The organism is Myceligenerans halotolerans, assembly GCF_054782975.1.
On sequence record NZ_BAAGRL010000006.1, the window covers coordinates 412,500 to 429,825 of the forward strand.

17 protein-coding genes are annotated in these 17,326 nt (G+C 73.3%); 8 read left to right on the forward strand and 9 right to left on the reverse strand.

Annotated features, from left to right (window positions below):
• The first annotated feature begins 60 nt into the window (after window positions 1–60).
• Complete coding sequence (locus ACYVK5_RS05045; RefSeq protein WP_460702422.1) at window positions 61–1,386, forward strand: glycoside hydrolase domain-containing protein; 1,326 nt, start codon at window positions 61–63, stop codon at window positions 1,384–1,386.
• A 62-nt stretch (window positions 1,387–1,448) separates the two neighbouring features.
• On the opposite strand, the gene ACYVK5_RS05050 is transcribed toward ACYVK5_RS05045, so the two are convergent.
• The 4 genes from ACYVK5_RS05050 to ACYVK5_RS05065 form a co-directional block, all read right to left on the reverse strand.
• Window positions 1,449–4,121, reverse strand: coding sequence for a sigma-70 family RNA polymerase sigma factor (locus ACYVK5_RS05050; RefSeq protein WP_460702424.1), 2,673 nt, complete (start codon window positions 4,119–4,121; stop codon window positions 1,449–1,451).
• 196 nt (window positions 4,122–4,317) lie between these two features.
• A complete protein-coding gene (locus ACYVK5_RS05055; RefSeq protein ID WP_460702426.1) occupies window positions 4,318–4,737 on the reverse strand; it encodes an RbsD/FucU family protein in 420 nt (139 codons plus the stop codon).
• A gap of 155 nt (window positions 4,738–4,892) precedes the next feature.
• Window positions 4,893–6,368 (reverse strand): plasmid pRiA4b ORF-3 family protein, encoded by a 1,476-nt coding sequence (locus ACYVK5_RS05060; RefSeq protein ID WP_460702428.1) that lies wholly within the window; start codon window positions 6,366–6,368, stop codon window positions 4,893–4,895.
• Between the two features lie 143 nt (window positions 6,369–6,511).
• On the reverse strand, window positions 6,512–6,949 hold the full coding sequence (locus tag ACYVK5_RS05065) for a CoA-binding protein (RefSeq protein ID WP_460702431.1): 438 nt from the start codon (window positions 6,947–6,949) through the stop codon (window positions 6,512–6,514).
• A 104-nt stretch (window positions 6,950–7,053) separates the two neighbouring features.
• Here ACYVK5_RS05065 and ACYVK5_RS05070 point away from each other — a divergent pair, with 104 nt between their 5' ends.
• Complete coding sequence (locus ACYVK5_RS05070; RefSeq protein WP_460702432.1) at window positions 7,054–7,641, forward strand: SigE family RNA polymerase sigma factor; 588 nt, start codon at window positions 7,054–7,056, stop codon at window positions 7,639–7,641.
• Window positions 7,638–8,396 (forward strand): hypothetical protein, encoded by a 759-nt coding sequence (locus ACYVK5_RS05075; RefSeq protein ID WP_460702434.1) that lies wholly within the window; start codon window positions 7,638–7,640, stop codon window positions 8,394–8,396. The genes ACYVK5_RS05070 and ACYVK5_RS05075 overlap by 4 nt, the downstream gene beginning before the upstream one ends.
• 202 nt (window positions 8,397–8,598) lie before the next feature.
• Here the strand turns inward: ACYVK5_RS05075 and ACYVK5_RS05080 are convergent, their stop codons facing one another.
• A complete protein-coding gene (locus tag ACYVK5_RS05080) occupies window positions 8,599–9,213 on the reverse strand; it encodes a TetR/AcrR family transcriptional regulator (RefSeq protein ID WP_460702436.1) in 615 nt (204 codons plus the stop codon).
• A 110-nt stretch (window positions 9,214–9,323) separates the two neighbouring features.
• Between ACYVK5_RS05080 and ACYVK5_RS05085 the strand changes: the two genes are divergently transcribed.
• Window positions 9,324–10,373: a DMT family transporter gene (locus tag ACYVK5_RS05085; protein ID WP_460702438.1), complete on the forward strand. Its 1,050-nt coding sequence runs from the start codon at window positions 9,324–9,326 to the stop codon at window positions 10,371–10,373.
• A gap of 145 nt (window positions 10,374–10,518) precedes the next feature.
• Here ACYVK5_RS05085 and ACYVK5_RS05090 read toward each other — a convergent pair whose 3' ends face one another.
• Complete coding sequence (locus ACYVK5_RS05090; RefSeq protein WP_460702440.1) at window positions 10,519–11,361, reverse strand: alpha/beta fold hydrolase; 843 nt, start codon at window positions 11,359–11,361, stop codon at window positions 10,519–10,521.
• Between the two features lie 134 nt (window positions 11,362–11,495).
• Between ACYVK5_RS05090 and ACYVK5_RS05095 the strand changes: the two genes are divergently transcribed.
• Complete coding sequence (locus ACYVK5_RS05095) at window positions 11,496–12,053, forward strand: TetR/AcrR family transcriptional regulator (protein ID WP_460702442.1); 558 nt, start codon at window positions 11,496–11,498, stop codon at window positions 12,051–12,053.
• Window positions 12,054–12,091: 38 nt separating this feature from the next.
• Here ACYVK5_RS05095 and ACYVK5_RS05100 read toward each other — a convergent pair whose 3' ends face one another.
• Window positions 12,092–12,616 (reverse strand): P-loop NTPase family protein, encoded by a 525-nt coding sequence (locus tag ACYVK5_RS05100; protein ID WP_460702444.1) that lies wholly within the window; start codon window positions 12,614–12,616, stop codon window positions 12,092–12,094.
• 125 nt (window positions 12,617–12,741) lie between these two features.
• Window positions 12,742–14,163 carry a vWA domain-containing protein gene (locus ACYVK5_RS05105; protein ID WP_460702446.1) on the reverse strand — a complete coding sequence of 474 codons (1,422 nt, stop codon included), beginning with the start codon at window positions 14,161–14,163 and terminating at the stop codon, window positions 12,742–12,744.
• 60 nt (window positions 14,164–14,223) lie between these two features.
• On the opposite strand from ACYVK5_RS05105, the gene ACYVK5_RS05110 reads away from it, so the two are divergent.
• Entirely contained in the window at window positions 14,224–14,352 is a 129-nt protein-coding gene (locus ACYVK5_RS05110; protein ID WP_460702448.1) for a hypothetical protein, read from the forward strand.
• 26 nt (window positions 14,353–14,378) lie between these two features.
• Here ACYVK5_RS05110 and ACYVK5_RS05115 read toward each other — a convergent pair whose 3' ends face one another.
• Entirely contained in the window at window positions 14,379–15,017 is a 639-nt protein-coding gene (locus ACYVK5_RS05115) for a LysE family translocator (protein ID WP_460702450.1), read from the reverse strand.
• 153 nt (window positions 15,018–15,170) lie between these two features.
• Here ACYVK5_RS05115 and ACYVK5_RS05120 point away from each other — a divergent pair, with 153 nt between their 5' ends.
• Window positions 15,171–15,638, forward strand: a complete 468-nt coding sequence (locus ACYVK5_RS05120; protein WP_460702452.1) for a MerR family transcriptional regulator — start codon at window positions 15,171–15,173, stop codon at window positions 15,636–15,638.
• Window positions 15,635–17,290, forward strand: coding sequence for a peptide chain release factor 3 (locus tag ACYVK5_RS05125; RefSeq protein ID WP_460702454.1), 1,656 nt, complete (start codon window positions 15,635–15,637; stop codon window positions 17,288–17,290). Before ACYVK5_RS05120 ends, ACYVK5_RS05125 begins: the two co-directional genes overlap by 4 nt.
• Window positions 17,291–17,326 lie beyond the last annotated feature (36 nt).

Below are 17,326 nucleotides of genomic sequence, written 5' to 3' on the forward strand. Positions count from 1 at the left end.
CAGCGCTAGAAAGGCGGATACTCCGTAGCAGACGACTGAATTCGTTTCCGGAGGTGTGCGATGGTCGCCAAATATCAGGCCATCCGGCGGCTGGCAGTACTCCTCAGCAGCCTGGCGGTCCTCGTCGTCGGACTCGCCCCGCCGGCGGCGGCCGAGCCCGAGACCCCCGTGGCGTATCCGTCCGGCTCGACGGTGACCCGGGCCGATCGTCTCGGCTTCGACACCTGTACCGCGCCGTCGCTGTCGGCGCTGCGGGCCTGGAAGGGCACCTCGCCGTACACGGCGGTGAACATCTACTTCGGCGGGAACAACCGCGGCTGCTCGCAGCCGAACCTGACCACGGGGTGGGTGCGCGACGCGACCGTCGCGGGGTGGAGGCTCCTGCCCACCTACTTCGGGTACCAGCCGTACTGCGTGTTCGGCACCAAGCCGAACCGCTACACCGCGAGCAACGCCACGACCCGGGGAACCTCGGACGCGACGGACGCGATCACGCGGGCCAAGGCGCTGGGCATGCTGCCGGGAAGCGCCCTGTACGCGGACGTCGAGCACTACGACCGCGCCGATTCGACGTGCCGGACCGCGGTGCGCCGGTACGTCTCGGCGTGGACGAAGAGGCTGCACGCCGCCGGGTACCTGGCCGGCGTGTACGTCCACCAGAACTCGGGACTGCGGGACCTGTCCGACTCCTACAACTCCACGACGTACGCCCGTCCGGACGCGGTGTGGATGGCCCGCTGGGACGGCTCGGCCTCCCTGACCAACTGGCCGACCGCGCCGAACTCGCACTGGTCCGCCTTCCAGCGCGCGAAGCAGTACCGCGGCGATCACAACGAGACCTGGGGCGGGGTGACGATCAACATCGACTCCGACGTCCTCAGGGCGCCCGTGGCCACGGTCGCGCGCACCTACAAGGTGACGAGCTCGACGTCGCTGAACGCCCGCACCCAGCCGTCGACCTCCTCCCCGGTTGTGCGCACCTATGCGCCGGGCGCCTCGCTACCCGTGGTGTGCCAGTCCACCGGGCAGAAGATCGGTACGACGACGGTCTGGAACCGGCTGACCAACGGAGCCTGGGTCACCGACTACTACGTCTCGACCCCGTCGAGCACCGGTTTCACCTCGGCGGTGCCGCGGTGCATCTACCCGGGGCAGGTCACCACGAACTCGCTCAACACCCGAACCGGCCCGGGTACCTCGCACCCGACCACCGGCAGCCCGCTGCGCCGCGGCGCCCTGGCCCACGTGATGTGCCAGAAGTCGGGCAGCAAGGTCGGGACGACGTCGGTGTGGAACAAGTTGCGCGACGGCCGCTGGGTCACCGACTACTACGTCTCGAACCGCTCGAACACCACCTGGAGCGCGCCGGTACCCCGCTGCCGCTGAGGACGCGGGTCCCGCCGGCCCAGGCGGCCCCGCTCACGCGGCCAGGTGACGGGGGCGACGGGTCACGGCGGGCCTCCGGTCACGATCGCGACGGCACCGAGCAGGTAGTGGTCGGCCGGAGCGACCGTCGTCACCTCCGCCCGAGGGGCCTCCAGCACGGCGGGGGCGAAGGGCCGGGCGTCCACGCCGAGCGCGTTGGCGTAGCCCGAGCCCCACGCCGTCGAGTCGAACGCGCCCCGTGGCGAGCCCGGGCCGGCGGGCGCCGTCCCGTCCCAGCGCAGCGGCACGAGCGGCGTGCCGTCGAGCAGGACCTGGTTGCCGTCGGCGTTGCGGTCCCCGTCCCACGCCACGGCGCTCACGTGAGCGGACGTGCCCGGCCGGCCGGCGACGGCGAACGACCGGCCCTCGGTGGGTGTCACGCGCATCAGCCCGTCGTAGACGATCGCGAGACCGGCCGTGGCGCTCGCGCCGACGCTCCGGTGCACGACGACGAGGGCCCAGCCCGCCCACGCGCCGTCACCCGCGGTGGCGCACACGCCGGCCACGGCCCAGGTTCCCGCTCCCGCGGCGCGTACGACGGCGGTCACGTCCGCACTGGCCTGATAGCCCTGCCCGGAACGGTCGACCACCAGGTCGTCCGCGTCCCCGACGGCGGCGAGCCCACCGCCGGGCGGGGCCAGACGGACCGGCTCCACGTCGCCCGCACACGCGCCGGCCCAGTACAGGCGGGCCGCCACGACCTCGGACCCGTCCGGCACGTCCAGCTCGGCCGTGGACGAGTTCGTCCCGGTCCCGAGGGCGTCCACCGGCACCATGTTCCACCGGTTGTTGTTCCGCAGAGGCCCGGTGGCGGTCCCGTCGGACACGGACGCGCAGCCGGGCGCCCGCGGGTCGCAGTGCAGGACCGGCGCCCCCGCCTGCGCCACACCGACGTCCCCGGTCGCGACGTACCGCGCGGCGAGCGGGCTCTCGCGCACGGGGACGGCCAGGTCCTCGCCCCCCGGCACGACGTCGTCCCCGCGCACGTCGAGCCGCACGACGGCGGTGCCCTCCGGGACGTCCGCACCGACGAGTACCGGCACCAGCAGGGTGGAGGCCGCTCCTCTCGCGATCGTGCCGACCGTGCAGGTGGCTCCGCCCGCCTCCGGGCGCTCGGCGCAGGTCCACGAGGAGGCGGCGCGCACCGCGCCGGCCGGGTCGAACGCGATCCCCGGCGGGAGCGTGAGATCGACCGCCACGACGCCTACCCCGTCTGCGTTCGGGTTGGTCACGGTGGCGCCGAGCACGCCGGGTCGCCCGGGCACGAGGTCGCCCAGATCGTCGTACGCGACCTGGAGCACCTGCGGATCCCGGTCCGGACCTGGACCCGGACGCGGACCCTGACCCGGCCCCGGGCCCGAGCCCGGCGGAGGCGGGCCGTCGCCCGGAAGATGTCCGGCGTCCGGGATCTCCGGCAGGGGAGCGTCGGGGTGGTCGGCGCGGTCGGGCCGGGCGTCCACGGGGCGGAGATCGGCGCGGTCGGTGTTGGTGTCGCCCGGGTCCGTCGGGTCGGGGTCGCGATCAGGGACGTCGGGGCCGGGTCGCTCCGGATCGGGCGTGCCGGGGCCGTCCGGCGCGTCGGGGTCGGGCTCCCGGGGGTCGAGTTCGTCCGGCTCGGGTTCGCCGTCGTGCCGTTCCGGCGCCACCGGGGACGGCACGGCGGCCGGCGGAGGATCGGCACGGATCGCGGGGTCGTGGGTGTCCAGGGCGCTGACCAGCGAGGCGGCGAGGAGGACCAGCACGACCGACGGGGCGGTCAGCAGGAGGACGCGCCACGGGTCCCGGGGGCGCGACCACCACCACCGTCTTCCGAGCGCCAGGGCGCCGGAGGCGCCGAGCGTGCCGGCTGTGGTGGTCGCCCTGGAGCCTGCGCGGGCGAGATGGGCGGCGGTGGTGTCGTGCGGATCGGCGGTGGCGGCGGCCGGGAGTCCGATGGGCAGGAGGATCCCGCGCATGCGGCTCTTGAGGTCCCGCATCTGCTCCACGGCCGTGGTGCACGGCTCGCATGACAGCACGTGCACCTCGACGCGGTGCTGCACCGGAACGGCCAGCGTCCTCTCGACGAACCGGGCGAGGTGCGGCGCGTAGTCCTCGCAGCCGGGTGCCACGCGGTCCTGGTGGGCCTGGAGGTACTCGCGCCGCAGCCGCTCGCGTGCCCGGCGCGCGAGCGACGACACGGCGTTGGGCGAGATGCCCAGCAGCGGGCCGACGTGCGCCGGCGCCAGGTCGTGCACGTCCACATACCACAGCACCTGGCGCCAGCGGCGGGGGAGCGCGGCGAACGCCCGGCGCACGCGCTGCTCGTCGTCGGCCCCGACCAGCCTCTCGGGGTCGTGGTGGGGGCGGTCGATCGCCTCCGCCTCGGCGGGGATCGCCCGTTCCCGCGCCCGCAGGTGCCCGACGGCCGTGTTGCGCACCGTGGTCAGCAGGTACGACCGGACGTTGCTCGACGGCCCGCCCCCGCGACGCACCGCCGACAGGAGGGCGGTGAACGAGTCGGCGACGACGTCCTCCGCCGCCGGCCCGCTGCCCACGATCTGCCGGGCGACCCCGGCCGCCGTGCGGTGGTGGCGGACGTAGAGCTCGGCGAAGGCCTGCTCCCGGCCCGCGCGCAGGTCTGCCAGGAGGAGATCGTCCGGTGTCGCCGTCGTCCCCGGGAGGTGGTGCGCCGGAACGGAGCCGGGCGTCTTGGGCATGTGCGGAACTCCCTGACGCCGCGGGGAGGGGTGCGGAGGAGGCCCCCGCCGTCGTGCACCCGAACCCCAGCCGTTGGGGCACCCGTGCGTCTGATTTCGCAGCATGTTACGGGCAGATACGCCGGAAAGGTCATCACGGCCGGGGTGATCCAGGGGGTGATCCACGTTCCTGTCGGCACGGCCCCGCGGAGTCCGGTCAGGACGGCGGATGTCCGACGACGCCCTTGCGCAGGAGCGCGTTGGCGTACTTCCGGGACTCGCCCGTGCGCACGATCAGATAGGCCTCGCGCGCGACGTCGTAGTAGCCGTACCGCTCGACGAACCGCGTCGACGCCTCGTCGGTGCCCGCGGCGGTCATGAGCTCGCGCTGCACGTCGAGCACGTCGCCGTCGGCCGAGCGCATCAGGTCCAGGCCGGGGGCGTCGTCCAGGGGGATCACGGTCCGGATCGCGCCGAGCACCTCCGGCGTCGTCGTTCCCGGCAGCACCACGAGGTGGCGGGCGAGCGCCGCCGCGGGGAAGTGGGCGTCGGCGACGACGACGGCGTCCGAGTGGCCCATGGCGTCGAGGTGCAGCAGCAGTTCGCCGCTCAGCAGCGGGTGGATTCCTTCGAGCATCGGTGCTCCTTGTGCACGGTCGAGGGGCGGCTGGCTCGGGGAGGAGCCGGCGGTCGCGAGCGTACCCGCAGCTCCTCGGCGACTCGGCGTCACCGGCGCGGGCTCACCCCGCGCCGTCGTCGTCCATTCCCGTGCCGCGCGCACCACGGTCGGCGTCACCACGCGCCGCCGGTGAGCGCCGCGTGCGCGAGCGCGGCGGCGACGACGCTGACGTGGCTGCGGTCGCGTCCGCGTGGCGCGCCGCGGCCGGCGGCGGTCTCGTCGACGTTTGTCAGGATGTCGTGCGCGTTGAGGTCGTACTGCCACAGCATCGGGCCGGTGATGGGCCGGTCGCCGTCGGTCCGGTATCCGATCTGGGTCAGGTGCGCGGCGATCTTCTCGACCGGCAGCGGCCGGCCGAAGCCCGCGGAGGCGTAGGCGAGGACGAGCAGGTCGGCGTCGGCGGCGAAGCCGCGCCGGGCGGTGTCCGGTGCGAGGCGGTCCGCGAGGTGGTCGAACAGGGCGTGCGGGTTCCCGTCGGCGGCCCTGCCGGCCCTGGTGGGGGTGAGCCGGCCCTTGACCTTGCGCAGCAGGCCGAACTTCTTCACGACGACCTCGCGGAACCGCGCGACCGGCGGGGTCAGGTCTTCCCGGTTCGCCGTCCCGCGCCAGTCGGTCATACGCGGCAGCAAGGTCGACAGCTCCACGACGACGCTGGGCGGCAGGTAGCCGGCCTGGGTCAGGGGGAGCCCGCCGACCGAGCGGCTCGCCTCGTGGAGCAGCCACAGGTAGGCGCGCAGGCCCGCGGCCACGTCCTCCTCCAGCGGCACCACCGGCAGGCCGGGCAGGGCCGCGAGCCGCGCGGTCAGCCGCCGCCCGTCCTCAGTGACCGAGATCAGCCTCAGCAGCTCCCGCAGCCTCGGATGGATGCCATCGGCGGCGAGGATGTACCAGGGGCCGGACAGCGCCTCGTTCACCTGCGCGGGGTCGAAGTGCTCCGGGTCGTCGACGACAGCGGCGAGACCGCCGTCGAGGAACTCGCCGCGGGAGTCGTCGGGCGGGGCGGCCATACGCCCGCCCGTGCAGATCGCCGCCGGTGAGGCCGGGTTGCCGTCGAGCATCTGCTCGAGGCGGAGCGTGACCTGCCAGTCGTCGCCGTAGTCGTACACGTACGCCAGCCGGTCACCGGGCTCGGCGAGCACCTCGTCCAGGCGTACGTCCTTGGTGGGGGTGCCGTCGGTGTCGTTGTCCGGGTCTTCGGCGTCGTGCGGGCACAGGAACACCTCCGAGTCCCTGTCCCACACCCTCCCGCCCAGGGCGAACCGGTGCAGGTGCGAGTCCGTCCAGCCGAACAGGTCCTGCAGCACCTGGTGCACCACGTCCAGCGTCAGGTCCGACCGCAGGTCCGCGCGCCGCCAGATCGCCGGCCCGGCCTCGTCCAGGTCCGCCCGGACCTGGTATACGACGACGTCGGGCCGGGGCGCGCGCCGCAGCGACGGGCGCGGAGCGGGTTCCCGGGCGGTCGACGGGCCGGCGTCGAGCAGATCGCCCGGCAGCAGCCCGTCCGCCAGCGCGCGGAGCTCCTGCGGGTGCACGCCCTTGATCGCCGCCTCGAACTGGCGCAGCAACTCGTCCTCGTCCTTGCCGCTCACCCGACCAAGGTACCGAGACGACGGCGAGAACCGTTCGTCCCCGGCCTCACGTGTCGCCGTCGGCTCGCGGCTCGCGCCCGGGGACGGAGCGCCGGACTCCCGGACCCCCGGAGGGGCGACGGCCGGCGACCGATCCCTGGGGATCAGCTTCTCCGCTTTCCCCACTCGATCGCCGGGCAGGTGTCCATCACCATCGGCACGCCGGCGTCCGTCGCGCGCCGGAACGCCTCCTCGTCGACGACGCCGAGCTGGAACCACACGCCGCGGGCACCGATCGCGACCGCCTGGTCGGCGAACTCACCGGCCGCCTCCGAGCGACGGAAGACATCGACGACGTCGATCCCGCCGACGGCGGCGGCCGCGTCGGCGAGCGACGCACAGGCCTTCTCGCCCAGGATCTCCCTACCCTCGGCCGCGGCGCCGGGGTGGATCGGGACGACTCGCTTGCCCTTGGCCTGCAGCACCTCGGCGATCGAGTACGCGGTACGACGCGGGTCGCCCGACAGGCCCACGACGGCCCACGTCCTGGTGTCGTCGAGGAGATGGTCGATGGTCTTCTGGTCCAGCCACGGCTTGGTCATATCGGAGGAAACGTCTGGGACACGCCGCCGATTCCTCGCGATCCCGCCGAGATCCGCACGACCCGCCGTGCAACCTTCCCGGTGCTCTCCCGCGTCCAGTGGGTATGACGACGACCGAGGACATCGAGGCGCCCTGGCGGGCCGATCGCGTGCATCCGGACTTCACGGTGGTGCGTACCGGTGGGACAGCCGTCGAGCAGTTCCGGCTGTTCGCCGTCGAACACACCGCGAGCCTGCACCGGATCGCGTACCTGATGTGCGGCGACGACCACCGGGCCCACGACCTGACGCAGATCGCGCTCGAACGGACCTTCCGGCACTGGTCGCGCATCAGGGACGGGGGCGCCTTCGGCTACGCCCGGCGCGTGCTGTCCACGGCGCGCGTCGACGGGTGGCGGCGCACACGGCGCGAAGTGCTGCGCGCCCCGGAGACGATCCACGAGATCCAGGACCTGGCCGGCCGCACCACACCGTCGGACGACGCGCAGGTCATCGAGCGCGAACGGCTCGTCCGGGCGCTGCGCCGGCTGGGCGCGGGCCAGCGCCGCGTGGTGGTGCTGCGCCACCTGCTCGACCTGTCCGAAGCAGAGACCGCCGCCGAACTGGGAATCAGCGTCGGCACGGTGAAGTCGCAGGGCGCTCGCGGACTCGCGCGCCTGCGGGAAATCCTCGAGAAGGGAACGGAAGCATGACGGACAACGACAACTGGGTGACCCACTGGCGGCAGGTCGGCACGGGAGTCAATCCCCCCACCCCGGCCGATCCTCACGCGATGGCCGCGGTGGCGGTCCGGCGGACGCGCACGCGCCGTGCCGCGCTCGCGGGCGGCTCTGTCGCCGGCATCGTCGCGATGGTCGCGGGGACGGCGTTCGCGATGGGCGGGGCCGGCCAGACGCCCGAGGTGCTCCCCGGCGCGGGGGTCGCGTCCACCAGCGAAACCGGGAGCGCGATCCCGGCCGACGGCAGGACCCCGGCGGACTGGCACTCCGAGCAGTGGCACGACCTGTCGTACGCCCTGCCGCCGGAGTTCGCGACAGACGGTCCGAACCCGCCCGAGCCGGGCATCGAGTCCGTGACCTGGAGCGACAACCGCGACCCCGACGTCCATCGGTCCGTCTACGTCGAGATCGTCACTCCTGACTTCGAGTTCTACGACACCGACGCCGGCGGACTGAGGTCGACGGCGGGAACCGACGCCGAAGCGTTCGACGTCGCGGGTGCCAAGGTGGCGACCATCGAGGACATGACCGACGACCTGAGGCAGGCCGCTGGGATCGCCGGTGGAGGCGACGCTGCCGGGAACGGCGGCCCGGATGCCCCCCGCGTCGCGCGTTTCATCGTCCACCCGGACGGTGGCGACGAACGCTACGTGATCGTCCTGAACCTGCCGGCGGAGGGCAGCGACGAGCTGGTGGAAGGCCTGCAGGACTCCCTCCGCGTCGACTGAGTCGGTCACGGGCGGGGGGCGTTCCGGAGGGTGCGACGCGTGCTTCCCGGACCGCCCGGCGCGGTGGGCGATCTGGTCGGCCGGTTGTCGAGCGGTCGGTCCGACGTCGAGAAGTCGGTCGCCCGAGCTGCCGACCATCCGACGTCGGACCGACCACCCGCCCGCCGCCCGACCGGCCTTCGCCGACGCCGACGTCCGTGGCTCAGCGAGCCAGTAGCGCCGCCGCCGTCGCCCGCGCCGTGGCGAACGCCTCCGGCTGGACGCCGGTGGTGTGCGCGGTGAGGGCGCCCTCGTAGAGCAGGTGGAGCCGGCGGCCGATCGTCTCCGGATCCGGGACGCCGCTACCCGGGCCGCCGCCGTTCATCGTGTCCCGCGCCAGATCCGCGAACAGCCGCAGCATGTACGCCTTGTCCGCGTGGATCACGGCGTTGCCGGGATGATCCGTCCCGCCGATCTCGGCGTGCGCGTTGACGAAGGCGCATCCTCGCAGGTGGCGGTCGGCCCAGTCCCCTGCGATGTCGAACACCGTCAGGAGACGCTCCGTCCCGGTGGTGCCCGACGCCGCCAGCCGCGCGTGCAGGTGCTTCTGCCACACCTCCTCCCGGCGTTCGAGATAGGCGGCGACCAGGGCGTCCTTGGAGCCGAACCGGTCGTAGAGGGTCTTCTTGGTGACCCCCGCCTCCTCGGCGATCCGATCGACCCCGACGGCACGGATCCCGTGCGCGTAGAACAGCTCGCCCGCCACGGCGAGCACCTTCTCCCCGGCCGGCGTGGCCGGGTTGGGCGTCCTGCGGGCGCGGGCGGTGGTACGTGGCATGGCGTCTCCCCTCGATGTCGTACTGCCTGTGCCGTGTCGCGCTCGCCCCTGGGCCTCTCCTCGGACGAGGTGCACTGCAAGTATACCGACCGGTATGGTTACATCGCGGCATGACCCGCATCGCACCCGTCCTGCTCGTGATCCTGTGGAGCTCCGGCTTCGTGGGCGCCACACTGGCCGCGCGTTCGGCGCCCGCCGAGACCACGCTCCTCTGGCGGTACGCGGTCGCCGCTCCCGTCATGGTCGTGCTGGTCGCAGCGCTCGGCCGGCGGTACTCCGCGCGGTACGCGCGTCGCGAGGCGGTGCTCGGTGTCCTCGGACAGGTCGGCTACCTGTACGGCGTGTTCCGCGCAGCCGACGCCGGGCTCCCGGCCGGCACGACGGCGCTGGTCGCGTCCCTCCAGCCGGCACTGGTCGCCGTCGTCCTGGCCGCCGTGCCACCGGCCGGGGAACGGCGCGGCAGCCGCCGGAGCGCGCCGGAGGACCCGGCGCGATCGGTCCGACGACGCCGATGGCTCGCCCTGGCCGCGGGATTCGCGGGGGTCGTGCTGACGGTGAGCGGGGGCGGCACCGGCACCGGATCCGGTCCCGCGGGGATCGTCTGGGCGGCCTCCGGCATGCTCTCGCTCGCCGCGGCGACGTTGCTGTCCGAGCGGTGGCCGCAGCCCGAGCGGCGCGACGTGCTCGACTCCCTCGCCGTGCAGAGTGTCGTCGCGCTCGCGGCGTTCGCCGTCGTCGCGATCGCGACCGGCCGCGCCCTCCCGCCGCCGGACCCCGCCTTCTGGCCGGCCGTCGCGTGGCTCGTGGTGCTCTCGTTCGCCGGCGGGTACGGCGCCTATCTCTGGGTGCTGCGGACCTCCGGCGCCGTCACCGTGAGCGCCTGGCTGTACCTCACCCCCGCCGTCAGCGCCGCGTGGGGGTGGCTCATGTTCGGCGACGCGCTGCCGTGGCAGTCCGTCGCGGGTTTCGCGGTGGCGCTCGTGGCCGTGCTGGGCATGTGTGGCGCGGTGCCGGGCATGCGAGGCGCACCTGACCGACCGATCACTCCTGGAAGGACGAGACATGCTGCACCTGCTGAGGTCCATCGGGACCGCCCTGCTGGCCTTCGCCCGGGCCATCGACACGGCACACGCGATCCAGCTCGGACTGCTGGATCCTGAGAAACGGCGGCCCGAGTCCTGAGGCGCCTCGGGTCGCGCCGCCGGAGACGACGCGGCCCGGCCACCTTCGGGTGGCCGGGCCGCTCGGTGTCGCGCTTCGTCACGCCTCGCCGGAGTGCGGCGCGGTGGCGGAAGCGCCACTGCCTCAGGACTGCACGAAGCCCAGGAGCGCCTCGTTGACCTCGGCGGCGTGGGTCCACAGCAGGCCGTGGGGCGCACCGTCGACCTCGACGTACTCCGCCTCGGGGAGCGCCTCGTGGAACGGGCGGCCGGTGGCGTCGATGGGCAGGATGTTGTCCTTGGTCCCGTGCAGGATCAGGGCGGGCCTGCCCGAGGCGCGCACGGCCGCGACGTCGTCCCGGAAGTCCTCGATCCAGGTGGGGACCACCGAGTAGGCGGCCACCGGGGCGCTGCGCGTGGCGGTGTTCCAGCTGGCGGTGACCGTCTCCTGGCTGATCCGCGATCCCAGCGTCTCGTCGAGGTTGTAGAAGTTGCTGAAGAACTGCGTGAACCACGCGTACCTGTCGGTGCGGGCCGCGTTGGCGATGTCGTCGAAGACGGACTGCGGCACGCCGGTCGGGTTGTCGTCGCCGGCCAGCAGGAACGGCTCCAGGGAGGCGAGGAACGCGAGCTTCGCGACCCGCTCGTGGCCGTGGTTCTTCACGTAGCGCGCCAGCTCGCCGGTGCCCATGGAGAAGCCGACCAGGATCACGTCGCGCAGGTCGAGGGACTCCAGCAGCGTGTTGAGGTCGGCCGCGAAGGTGTCGTAGTCGTATCCCGTGCCGACCTTGCTCGACTGCCCGAAGCCCCGGCGGTCGTAGGTGATGACGCGGTAGCCGGCCGCGATGAGCTCCCGTGACTGGAGCTCCCAGCTGTTGCCGTCCAGCGGGTAGCCGTGGATGAGGACGACCGGCTGCCCCGTGCCGTGGTCCTCGTAGTAGATCTCGGTGGTGGTGCTGTTCTCGGTGCCGACGCTGACGTATCCCATGATCCGGTTCCCTTCAGGATTCCTGACCCGCGGAGAACGGTCGTTCTCCGCATGCCTGCTATCGTAGAGAACGATCGTTCTCCGCGCAAGTGGAGTGGAGCCAGGGCCGTGGGGCCGTGACGGAAGGGGGCGGGATGGACGAGACGAGCGCGCGTGAGCGCGTCGTGCGGGCCGCGGACGAGCTGTTCTACGCGCGCGGTGTGCAGGCAGTCGGTATGGACGCGGTGCGGACCGCGGCGGGGGTGTCGCTCAAGCGCATCTACGCGTTGTTCGCCTCGAAGGACGAGCTGATCGTCGCCGTGCTGCGGCACCGCACCGAGATCTGGGACGCGGGCCTGGCCTCGGCCGCCGAGCGGGCGACAACGGCGCGCGAGCGCATCCTCGCCGTCTTCGACTTCCTCGACGCCTGGTTCCGGGAGCCCGACTTCCGCGGGTGCGCCTTCATCAACACCCACGGCGAGCTGGGCGCGAGCTCACCGGCCGTGGTGCAGGCCGTCCGCGAGCAGAAGGAGACCTTCCAGAGCTACGTCGCGCGGCTCGTCGAGGAGCTGGGTGCTTCGCCCGGCCTCGCACCGCAGCTCGCGATCCTCGCCGAGGGCGCCCAGACCACTGCGGCGATAGCCGGCACGCCCGACGCCGCACGCCACGCGCGCGCCGCCGCCGAGACCCTGCTCGACGCCGCGACGCGCTGATCGCCGGCTGTCGCATCGCCGGCTGTCGCGCCGACCGGCTATCGCACCGACCGGCTGCGGACGGCCCGGAGCTGGGCGACGAGCGCGGCGGCCTGCCGGCGGCTCGTGACCCTGATCAGCTCGGCCTGCGCGCCGTGCTCGGCCAGCAGCCGATGGACGCGGGGGCGCATGGTCCGCCGGTAGCCCCAGATGTACCGGACGAAGCTCCAGCTGATGCGGTCGTACACGCCGTCCTCGGCGTGCTGCCCCCCGTGGTACCGCAACCTGCGCTGGAAGACGCCCGCCAGGCAGGTGACCGCGTCGAGATCGAGAAAGATCACGGTGTCGGCGGCGGCCAGCCGGATCAGGAGGGTGTCCGTGTAGTTGCCCTCCACCAGCCACCGTGGCCGCGCCACCAGCGTGCGCTGGACCTCGGCGAACTCCTCCCGCGGCAGCGGATTCCAGTCGGCGTCGTAGTAGACGCTGTCCAGGTGGGTGAGGGGGAGGTCGAGGGCGCCTGCGAGCTGGTTGGCCAGGTAGGTCTTGCCGGACCCCCCGCAGCCGATGATCGCGATCCTTTCCACAGCCCGGAACGTTACCCGCATCGAGCGCTTCTGGTGCAGGCGAGGGCTGTCGCGTGGTCCGGACGGTGACGCGGGACCGGCCGGTGGAGGGGCGGCGCCGCGGAATCGGCCCACCTGCGCGGCCGTCAGTTCTCGTACTTCTTGCGGTAGAACTCGCTCCACTTCGAGGTGGCGGTGCGGTACGCCTCGCCCCAGTTGCGCACCTTCTCGCGGTAGGCGTCGCCCCAGTTGGCGACCTTGGTGTCGTAGCCGTAGGTCCAGAGCTCGTTCTTCCGGTCGTAGAAGTACTGCCAGACGGCGTCCTCGGTGCCGGGATCCAGGGTGCCGCGGTTCCCGAGCTCGCGCGCGACGTTCATGCCGGCGCGGCCCTCGGCCTCGGCCGCGTCCATCAGGGCGCGGCCGTTCTCCTCCGCCTCGGCCATGTGGGCCCGCCCGGCCGCGTCGATCCGGTCCAGCTCGGCGCGCTTCCAGGCGTCCCAGGCGTCCATCATCCGGGAGTACTCCTCGTCGAGGTAGCGCTCCAGGTCGGTGCCGGTGCTCGCGTCCGTGTAGGAGCCGCCGCCGGCGTCGGCGATCGCCCGCAGGCCCTCGTGGTCCGCGCCCGCCACCTGGAACCCGATCACGTTCACGATCGGCTCCACCCTGCCGTCCGCGAGGTCGCGTGCCGCGGCGACCGGGTCGCCGCCGCAGGTCTCCAGGCCGTCGGTGACCACGTAGACGAGGGCGTCCGTCGCGTCGTCGGGCACGTCGTCCGCGGACGCCCGGACGGCGCGGGCCAGCGGGGTCCAGCCGGCGGGTCCGACGTCGTCGAGCGCGTCCGCGAACCCGGTCTCGTCCGCCTCGCCGTCGTACACGACCTCGCTGGACGCGCACGACTCACGCCTGCCGCCCGCGGTGGCGTCCCCCGCGTCGCCGTACACGCGCAGGGAGACCGTGGAGTCCTCCGGGAGCCGCGCCACGAACCGCCGCAGCGCGGCCTTCGCCTCGTCCATGCGGGTGCCGTCGCCGGACGGCTCGGCCATCGAGCCGCTCGCGTCCAGGACGAGCGCGAAGTGGTTGACGCCGACGGCGGAGTCCTCGGCCGGTTCCTCGTCGGGGCCGGCCTCCGGGCCGTCGATCGCGTACCGGAACTCGACCGTCCCCGACAGCGCCTCGGCATAGTCGCCGTGGACCTGGCCGAGGATCGCGCGCTGCCACTCGTCGGTGGTCTCCGGCTCCATCGCCAGCACGGCGTCGACGACGGCGTCCTCGTCGAACGCGTCACCCGCGAAGGGGCCCGGCTCGTACAGCATCAGTTCCTCGGTCCCGGTGAGGTCCCGCGGGGCGTCGTAGTCGACGGGGACCAGTTCGGGGATCCCCGGGGGAGATGCCGTCGGCGCCGCGGCCGCGTCGTCGGCCTCATCCCCGGAGGCGGCCGGCCCGGCGGTGCAGCCGGCGAGGGCGACGGCCAGGACGACGGCGAGCGGCCCGGCCCGACGGCGCCCGCGGGCCGTGCCGTGCGGCCGGTGGACCGGCGTGGAGCAGGCGAACCGGGGGAGTGAAGGCATCGGAGGCTCCTCGTGGTGCCGGTGTCGGCGGCTGCGGAGGCCCCAGGATGCCGGGAGGACGTGCCACGCCGCAACAGCTCGGACGCCGGGTGCGGAACGCCGGCCGCGGAGGACCTGGTGCCGGCTGCCGGACGCCGGACGGCGTACGCCGGACTACGCCGGACTACGCCGGACTACGCCGGGCGCTGAACGCGGAAGGCCCGGACGCGGTGCCGTCAGGCGTTGTGGCTCGTGGCCAGGAACCCGCCGACGCCGATCATCATCACGCCCCCGGTCACGCCCAGCCCGTCGAGCCGTTCGGGGCGGCGGGTGAACCACGTCCTCGCGTGGCTCGCGGCCAGCACCCAGATGACGTCCGACACGCAGGCGAGCACCGTGAAGAGCGCGCCGAGCAGCAGGAGCTGCGGCACGGCCGGCGCGTCGGCCGCGATGAACTGCGGCAGGAACGCCATGAGGAACACGATCGTCTTGGGGTTGGTCACGCCGACCACGAATCCCGTCCGGACGGCGGCGAGCCCGCTGGTCCGCCGCGCCCCGGCGTCCTGCTCCAACGCGGCCCGCGCGTCGGCGCGGTGCCGGATCGCCTGCACGCCGAGGTAGACCACGTAGGCAGCGCCGACCAGCTTGAGCACCGTGAACGCCGTCGTCGACGTCGCGACGAGCGCGCCCAGGCCGACCGCCGCGGCCACGCCCTGCACCAGTACCCCGGCGGCGTTGCCGATCACCGACAGGACCGCGTCGCGGCGTCCCACGGTCAGGGCGCGCCCGAGAGCGAACAGCAGGCTCGGGCCGGGGATCTCGATCAGCACGATCGAGGCGATCGTGAACGCGGCGAACTGGGCGAGCGTCGGCATGGCCACAGTGTGCCCGCCGCCGGCCGGGTGTGAACAGCGATTTCCCGCCGCCGAGATCTCTTCCGTCACGTGAGTGTACGACGGCGGTCGGCGCGACCTCCTGCGGGTTTCACCCTCCCGCCGCGTTAGAGTGGTGGTCGTCCGAGGAGGAGCATGGCCCTGAACCACAAGCAGATCGGCGAGGTCGCCGACCGCACCGATCTGTCGTTGCGCAGTATCCGGTACTACGAGGAGGTCGGGCTCGTCATCCCGTCGGCGAGGTCGCGGGGCGGGTTCCGGCTGTACACCGAGTCCGACATCGCGCGGCTGATGCTGATCAAGCGGATGAAGCCGCTCGGCTTCTCGCTGGAGGAGACGCGGGACCTGCTGGGCGTCGTGGACGCGCTCGACGCCGCGCAGGAGCCCGGCGCCGATGCCCCGGACGCCCGGGAGCGCGACGAGCTCCTGGAGAGGCTGACCATGTACCAGGCCGCGGCGGACGAACGCTGCGCGGCCCTGCGCGACCAGCTCGAGATGGCCGAGGAGTTCGCGGCGAACCTGCGCCGCGAGGCCCGCCGCCAGCGACGCACCGCGAGCCGGGACCACGGCCGCGACACCGACCGGGAGGCGAACAACGCGTGACCGTGACCGACCACCACTACCGCACCACCGGTGACGTCCGCGCGGAGGCCGCGCGGCGCCGGAGCATCGCCGTCATCTCCCACCCTGACGCCGGGAAGTCGACCCTCACCGAGGCGCTCGCCCTGCACACCCGGGCGATCACGACGGCGGGCGCCGTGCACGGCAAGGGGGACCGGTCCGGCGTCGTCTCCGACTGGATGGAGATGGAGCAGAAGCGCGGGATCTCCATCACGTCCGCGGCGCTCCAGCTCGCCTACGGCGACACCGTGATCAACCTGCTGGACACACCCGGCCACGCCGACTTCTCCGAGGACACGTACCGCGTGCTCACCGCGGTCGACGCCGCCGTCATGCTGCTCGACGCCGCCAAGGGCCTCGAGCCGCAGACCCTCAAGCTGTTCGAGGTGTGCCGCCGCAGGGGCGTGCCCGTCATCACCCTGATCAACAAGTGGGACCGGCCCGGCCTCGAGCCGCTCGAGCTGTGCGACGAGCTGGAGCAGCGCATCGACCTCAAGCCCACCCCGCTGACCTGGCCGCTCGGCGAGGCCGGCCGCTTCCAGGGGCTGCTCGACGTCGCCGCCGGCGATGTGCGCACCTACGAGCGCGCCCCCGGCGGGGCGAAGCTCTCCACCGAGACGCGGCTGGACCCGGACACCGCCCGCGAACGGCTCGGCGCGGACTACGACGACGCCGTCGAGGCGGCGGCCCTGCTGGACGGCGTGGACCGCGACTCGTTCCTCGCGGGACGCACCACGCCGCTGCTGTTCGGCGCGGCGCTCGCCAACATCGGCGTGCGGCAGCTGCTCGACACGATCGTGGAGCTCGCCCCGGCCCCGCCGGCCCGGCCGGACGTGCGCGGGGCCCGCGCGGAGGCGTCGTCGGACATCATTGCCGACGACGACGGAGCCGCGGACCTGCCGACCCGTGCCGTCGACACCCCGTTCAGCGGGTTCGTGTTCAAGATGCAGGCCGGCATGGACCCCAAGCACCGCGACCACGTCGCGTTCGTGCGGGTGTGCTCGGGGAAGTTCGAGCGCGGCATGGTCGTCACGCACGAACGCACCGGGCGCCCGTTCGCCACGAAGTACGCGCTGCAGGTGTTCGGGCGGGAGCGGGAGACCGTCGAGGAGGCGTTCCCGGGCGACGTCGTCGGGCTGGTGAACGCGAGCACCCTCGCCGTCGGCGACTCGCTGTACGAGCCGGGCGGCAAGCCCGTGCGCTACCCGCCGATGCCCGCGTTCGCACCGGAGCACTTCCGGGCGGCGCGCGTGAAGGACCCCGGCAGGTCGAAGCAGTTCCGCAGGGGCATCGCCCAGCTCCAGCAGGAGGGCGTGGTGCAGATCCTGGTGAGCGACGCGCGCGGCGACGGGAACCCGATCCTCGCGGCGGTGGGCCCGCTGCAGTTCGAGGTGGCCACCTACCGGATGGAGCACGAGTTCTCCGCGCCGGTGGTGCTCGACCACCTCGAGCTCTCGGTCGCGCGGATCGTCAAGGCCGAGGACGTGCCACTCGTGACCCGAGCCGCGGGCACGGAGGTCGTGCGCCGCGCCGACGGCACGCTGCTGGCCCTGTTCCGCGACATCTGGCGCCTGCGCTCCCTCCAGCGCGAGTACTCGCTCGAGCTCGCCCCGCTGGTCGCCGGCGGGGAGTAAGCGGGGAGCAGGCGGGAGTCGCCGGGAGCCCACGGG

Excerpts from the sequence above, each read along its gene's own strand:
- ACYVK5_RS05055 (WP_460702426.1), bottom strand. The coding sequence starts at position 4,737 with ATGCTCGAAGGAATCCACCCGCTGCTGAGCGGCGAACTGCTGCTGCAC.
- ACYVK5_RS05115 (WP_460702450.1), bottom strand. The coding sequence starts at position 15,017 with ATGCCGACGCTCGCCCAGTTCGCCGCGTTCACGATCGCCTCGATCGTG.
- ACYVK5_RS05070 (WP_460702432.1), top strand. The coding sequence starts at position 7,054 with ATGACGACGACCGAGGACATCGAGGCGCCCTGGCGGGCCGATCGCGTG.
- ACYVK5_RS05045 (WP_460702422.1), top strand. The coding sequence starts at position 61 with ATGGTCGCCAAATATCAGGCCATCCGGCGGCTGGCAGTACTCCTCAGC.
- ACYVK5_RS05090 (WP_460702440.1), bottom strand. The coding sequence starts at position 11,361 with ATGGGATACGTCAGCGTCGGCACCGAGAACAGCACCACCACCGAGATC.
- ACYVK5_RS05085 (WP_460702438.1), top strand. The coding sequence starts at position 9,324 with ATGACCCGCATCGCACCCGTCCTGCTCGTGATCCTGTGGAGCTCCGGC.
- ACYVK5_RS05095 (WP_460702442.1), top strand. The coding sequence starts at position 11,496 with ATGGACGAGACGAGCGCGCGTGAGCGCGTCGTGCGGGCCGCGGACGAG.
- ACYVK5_RS05075 (WP_460702434.1), top strand. The coding sequence starts at position 7,638 with ATGACGGACAACGACAACTGGGTGACCCACTGGCGGCAGGTCGGCACG.
- ACYVK5_RS05050 (WP_460702424.1), bottom strand. The coding sequence starts at position 4,121 with ATGCCCAAGACGCCCGGCTCCGTTCCGGCGCACCACCTCCCGGGGACG.
- ACYVK5_RS05080 (WP_460702436.1), bottom strand. The coding sequence starts at position 9,213 with ATGCCACGTACCACCGCCCGCGCCCGCAGGACGCCCAACCCGGCCACG.
- ACYVK5_RS05105 (WP_460702446.1), bottom strand. The coding sequence starts at position 14,163 with ATGCCTTCACTCCCCCGGTTCGCCTGCTCCACGCCGGTCCACCGGCCG.
- ACYVK5_RS05120 (WP_460702452.1), top strand. The coding sequence starts at position 15,171 with ATGGCCCTGAACCACAAGCAGATCGGCGAGGTCGCCGACCGCACCGAT.
- ACYVK5_RS05065 (WP_460702431.1), bottom strand. The coding sequence starts at position 6,949 with ATGACCAAGCCGTGGCTGGACCAGAAGACCATCGACCATCTCCTCGAC.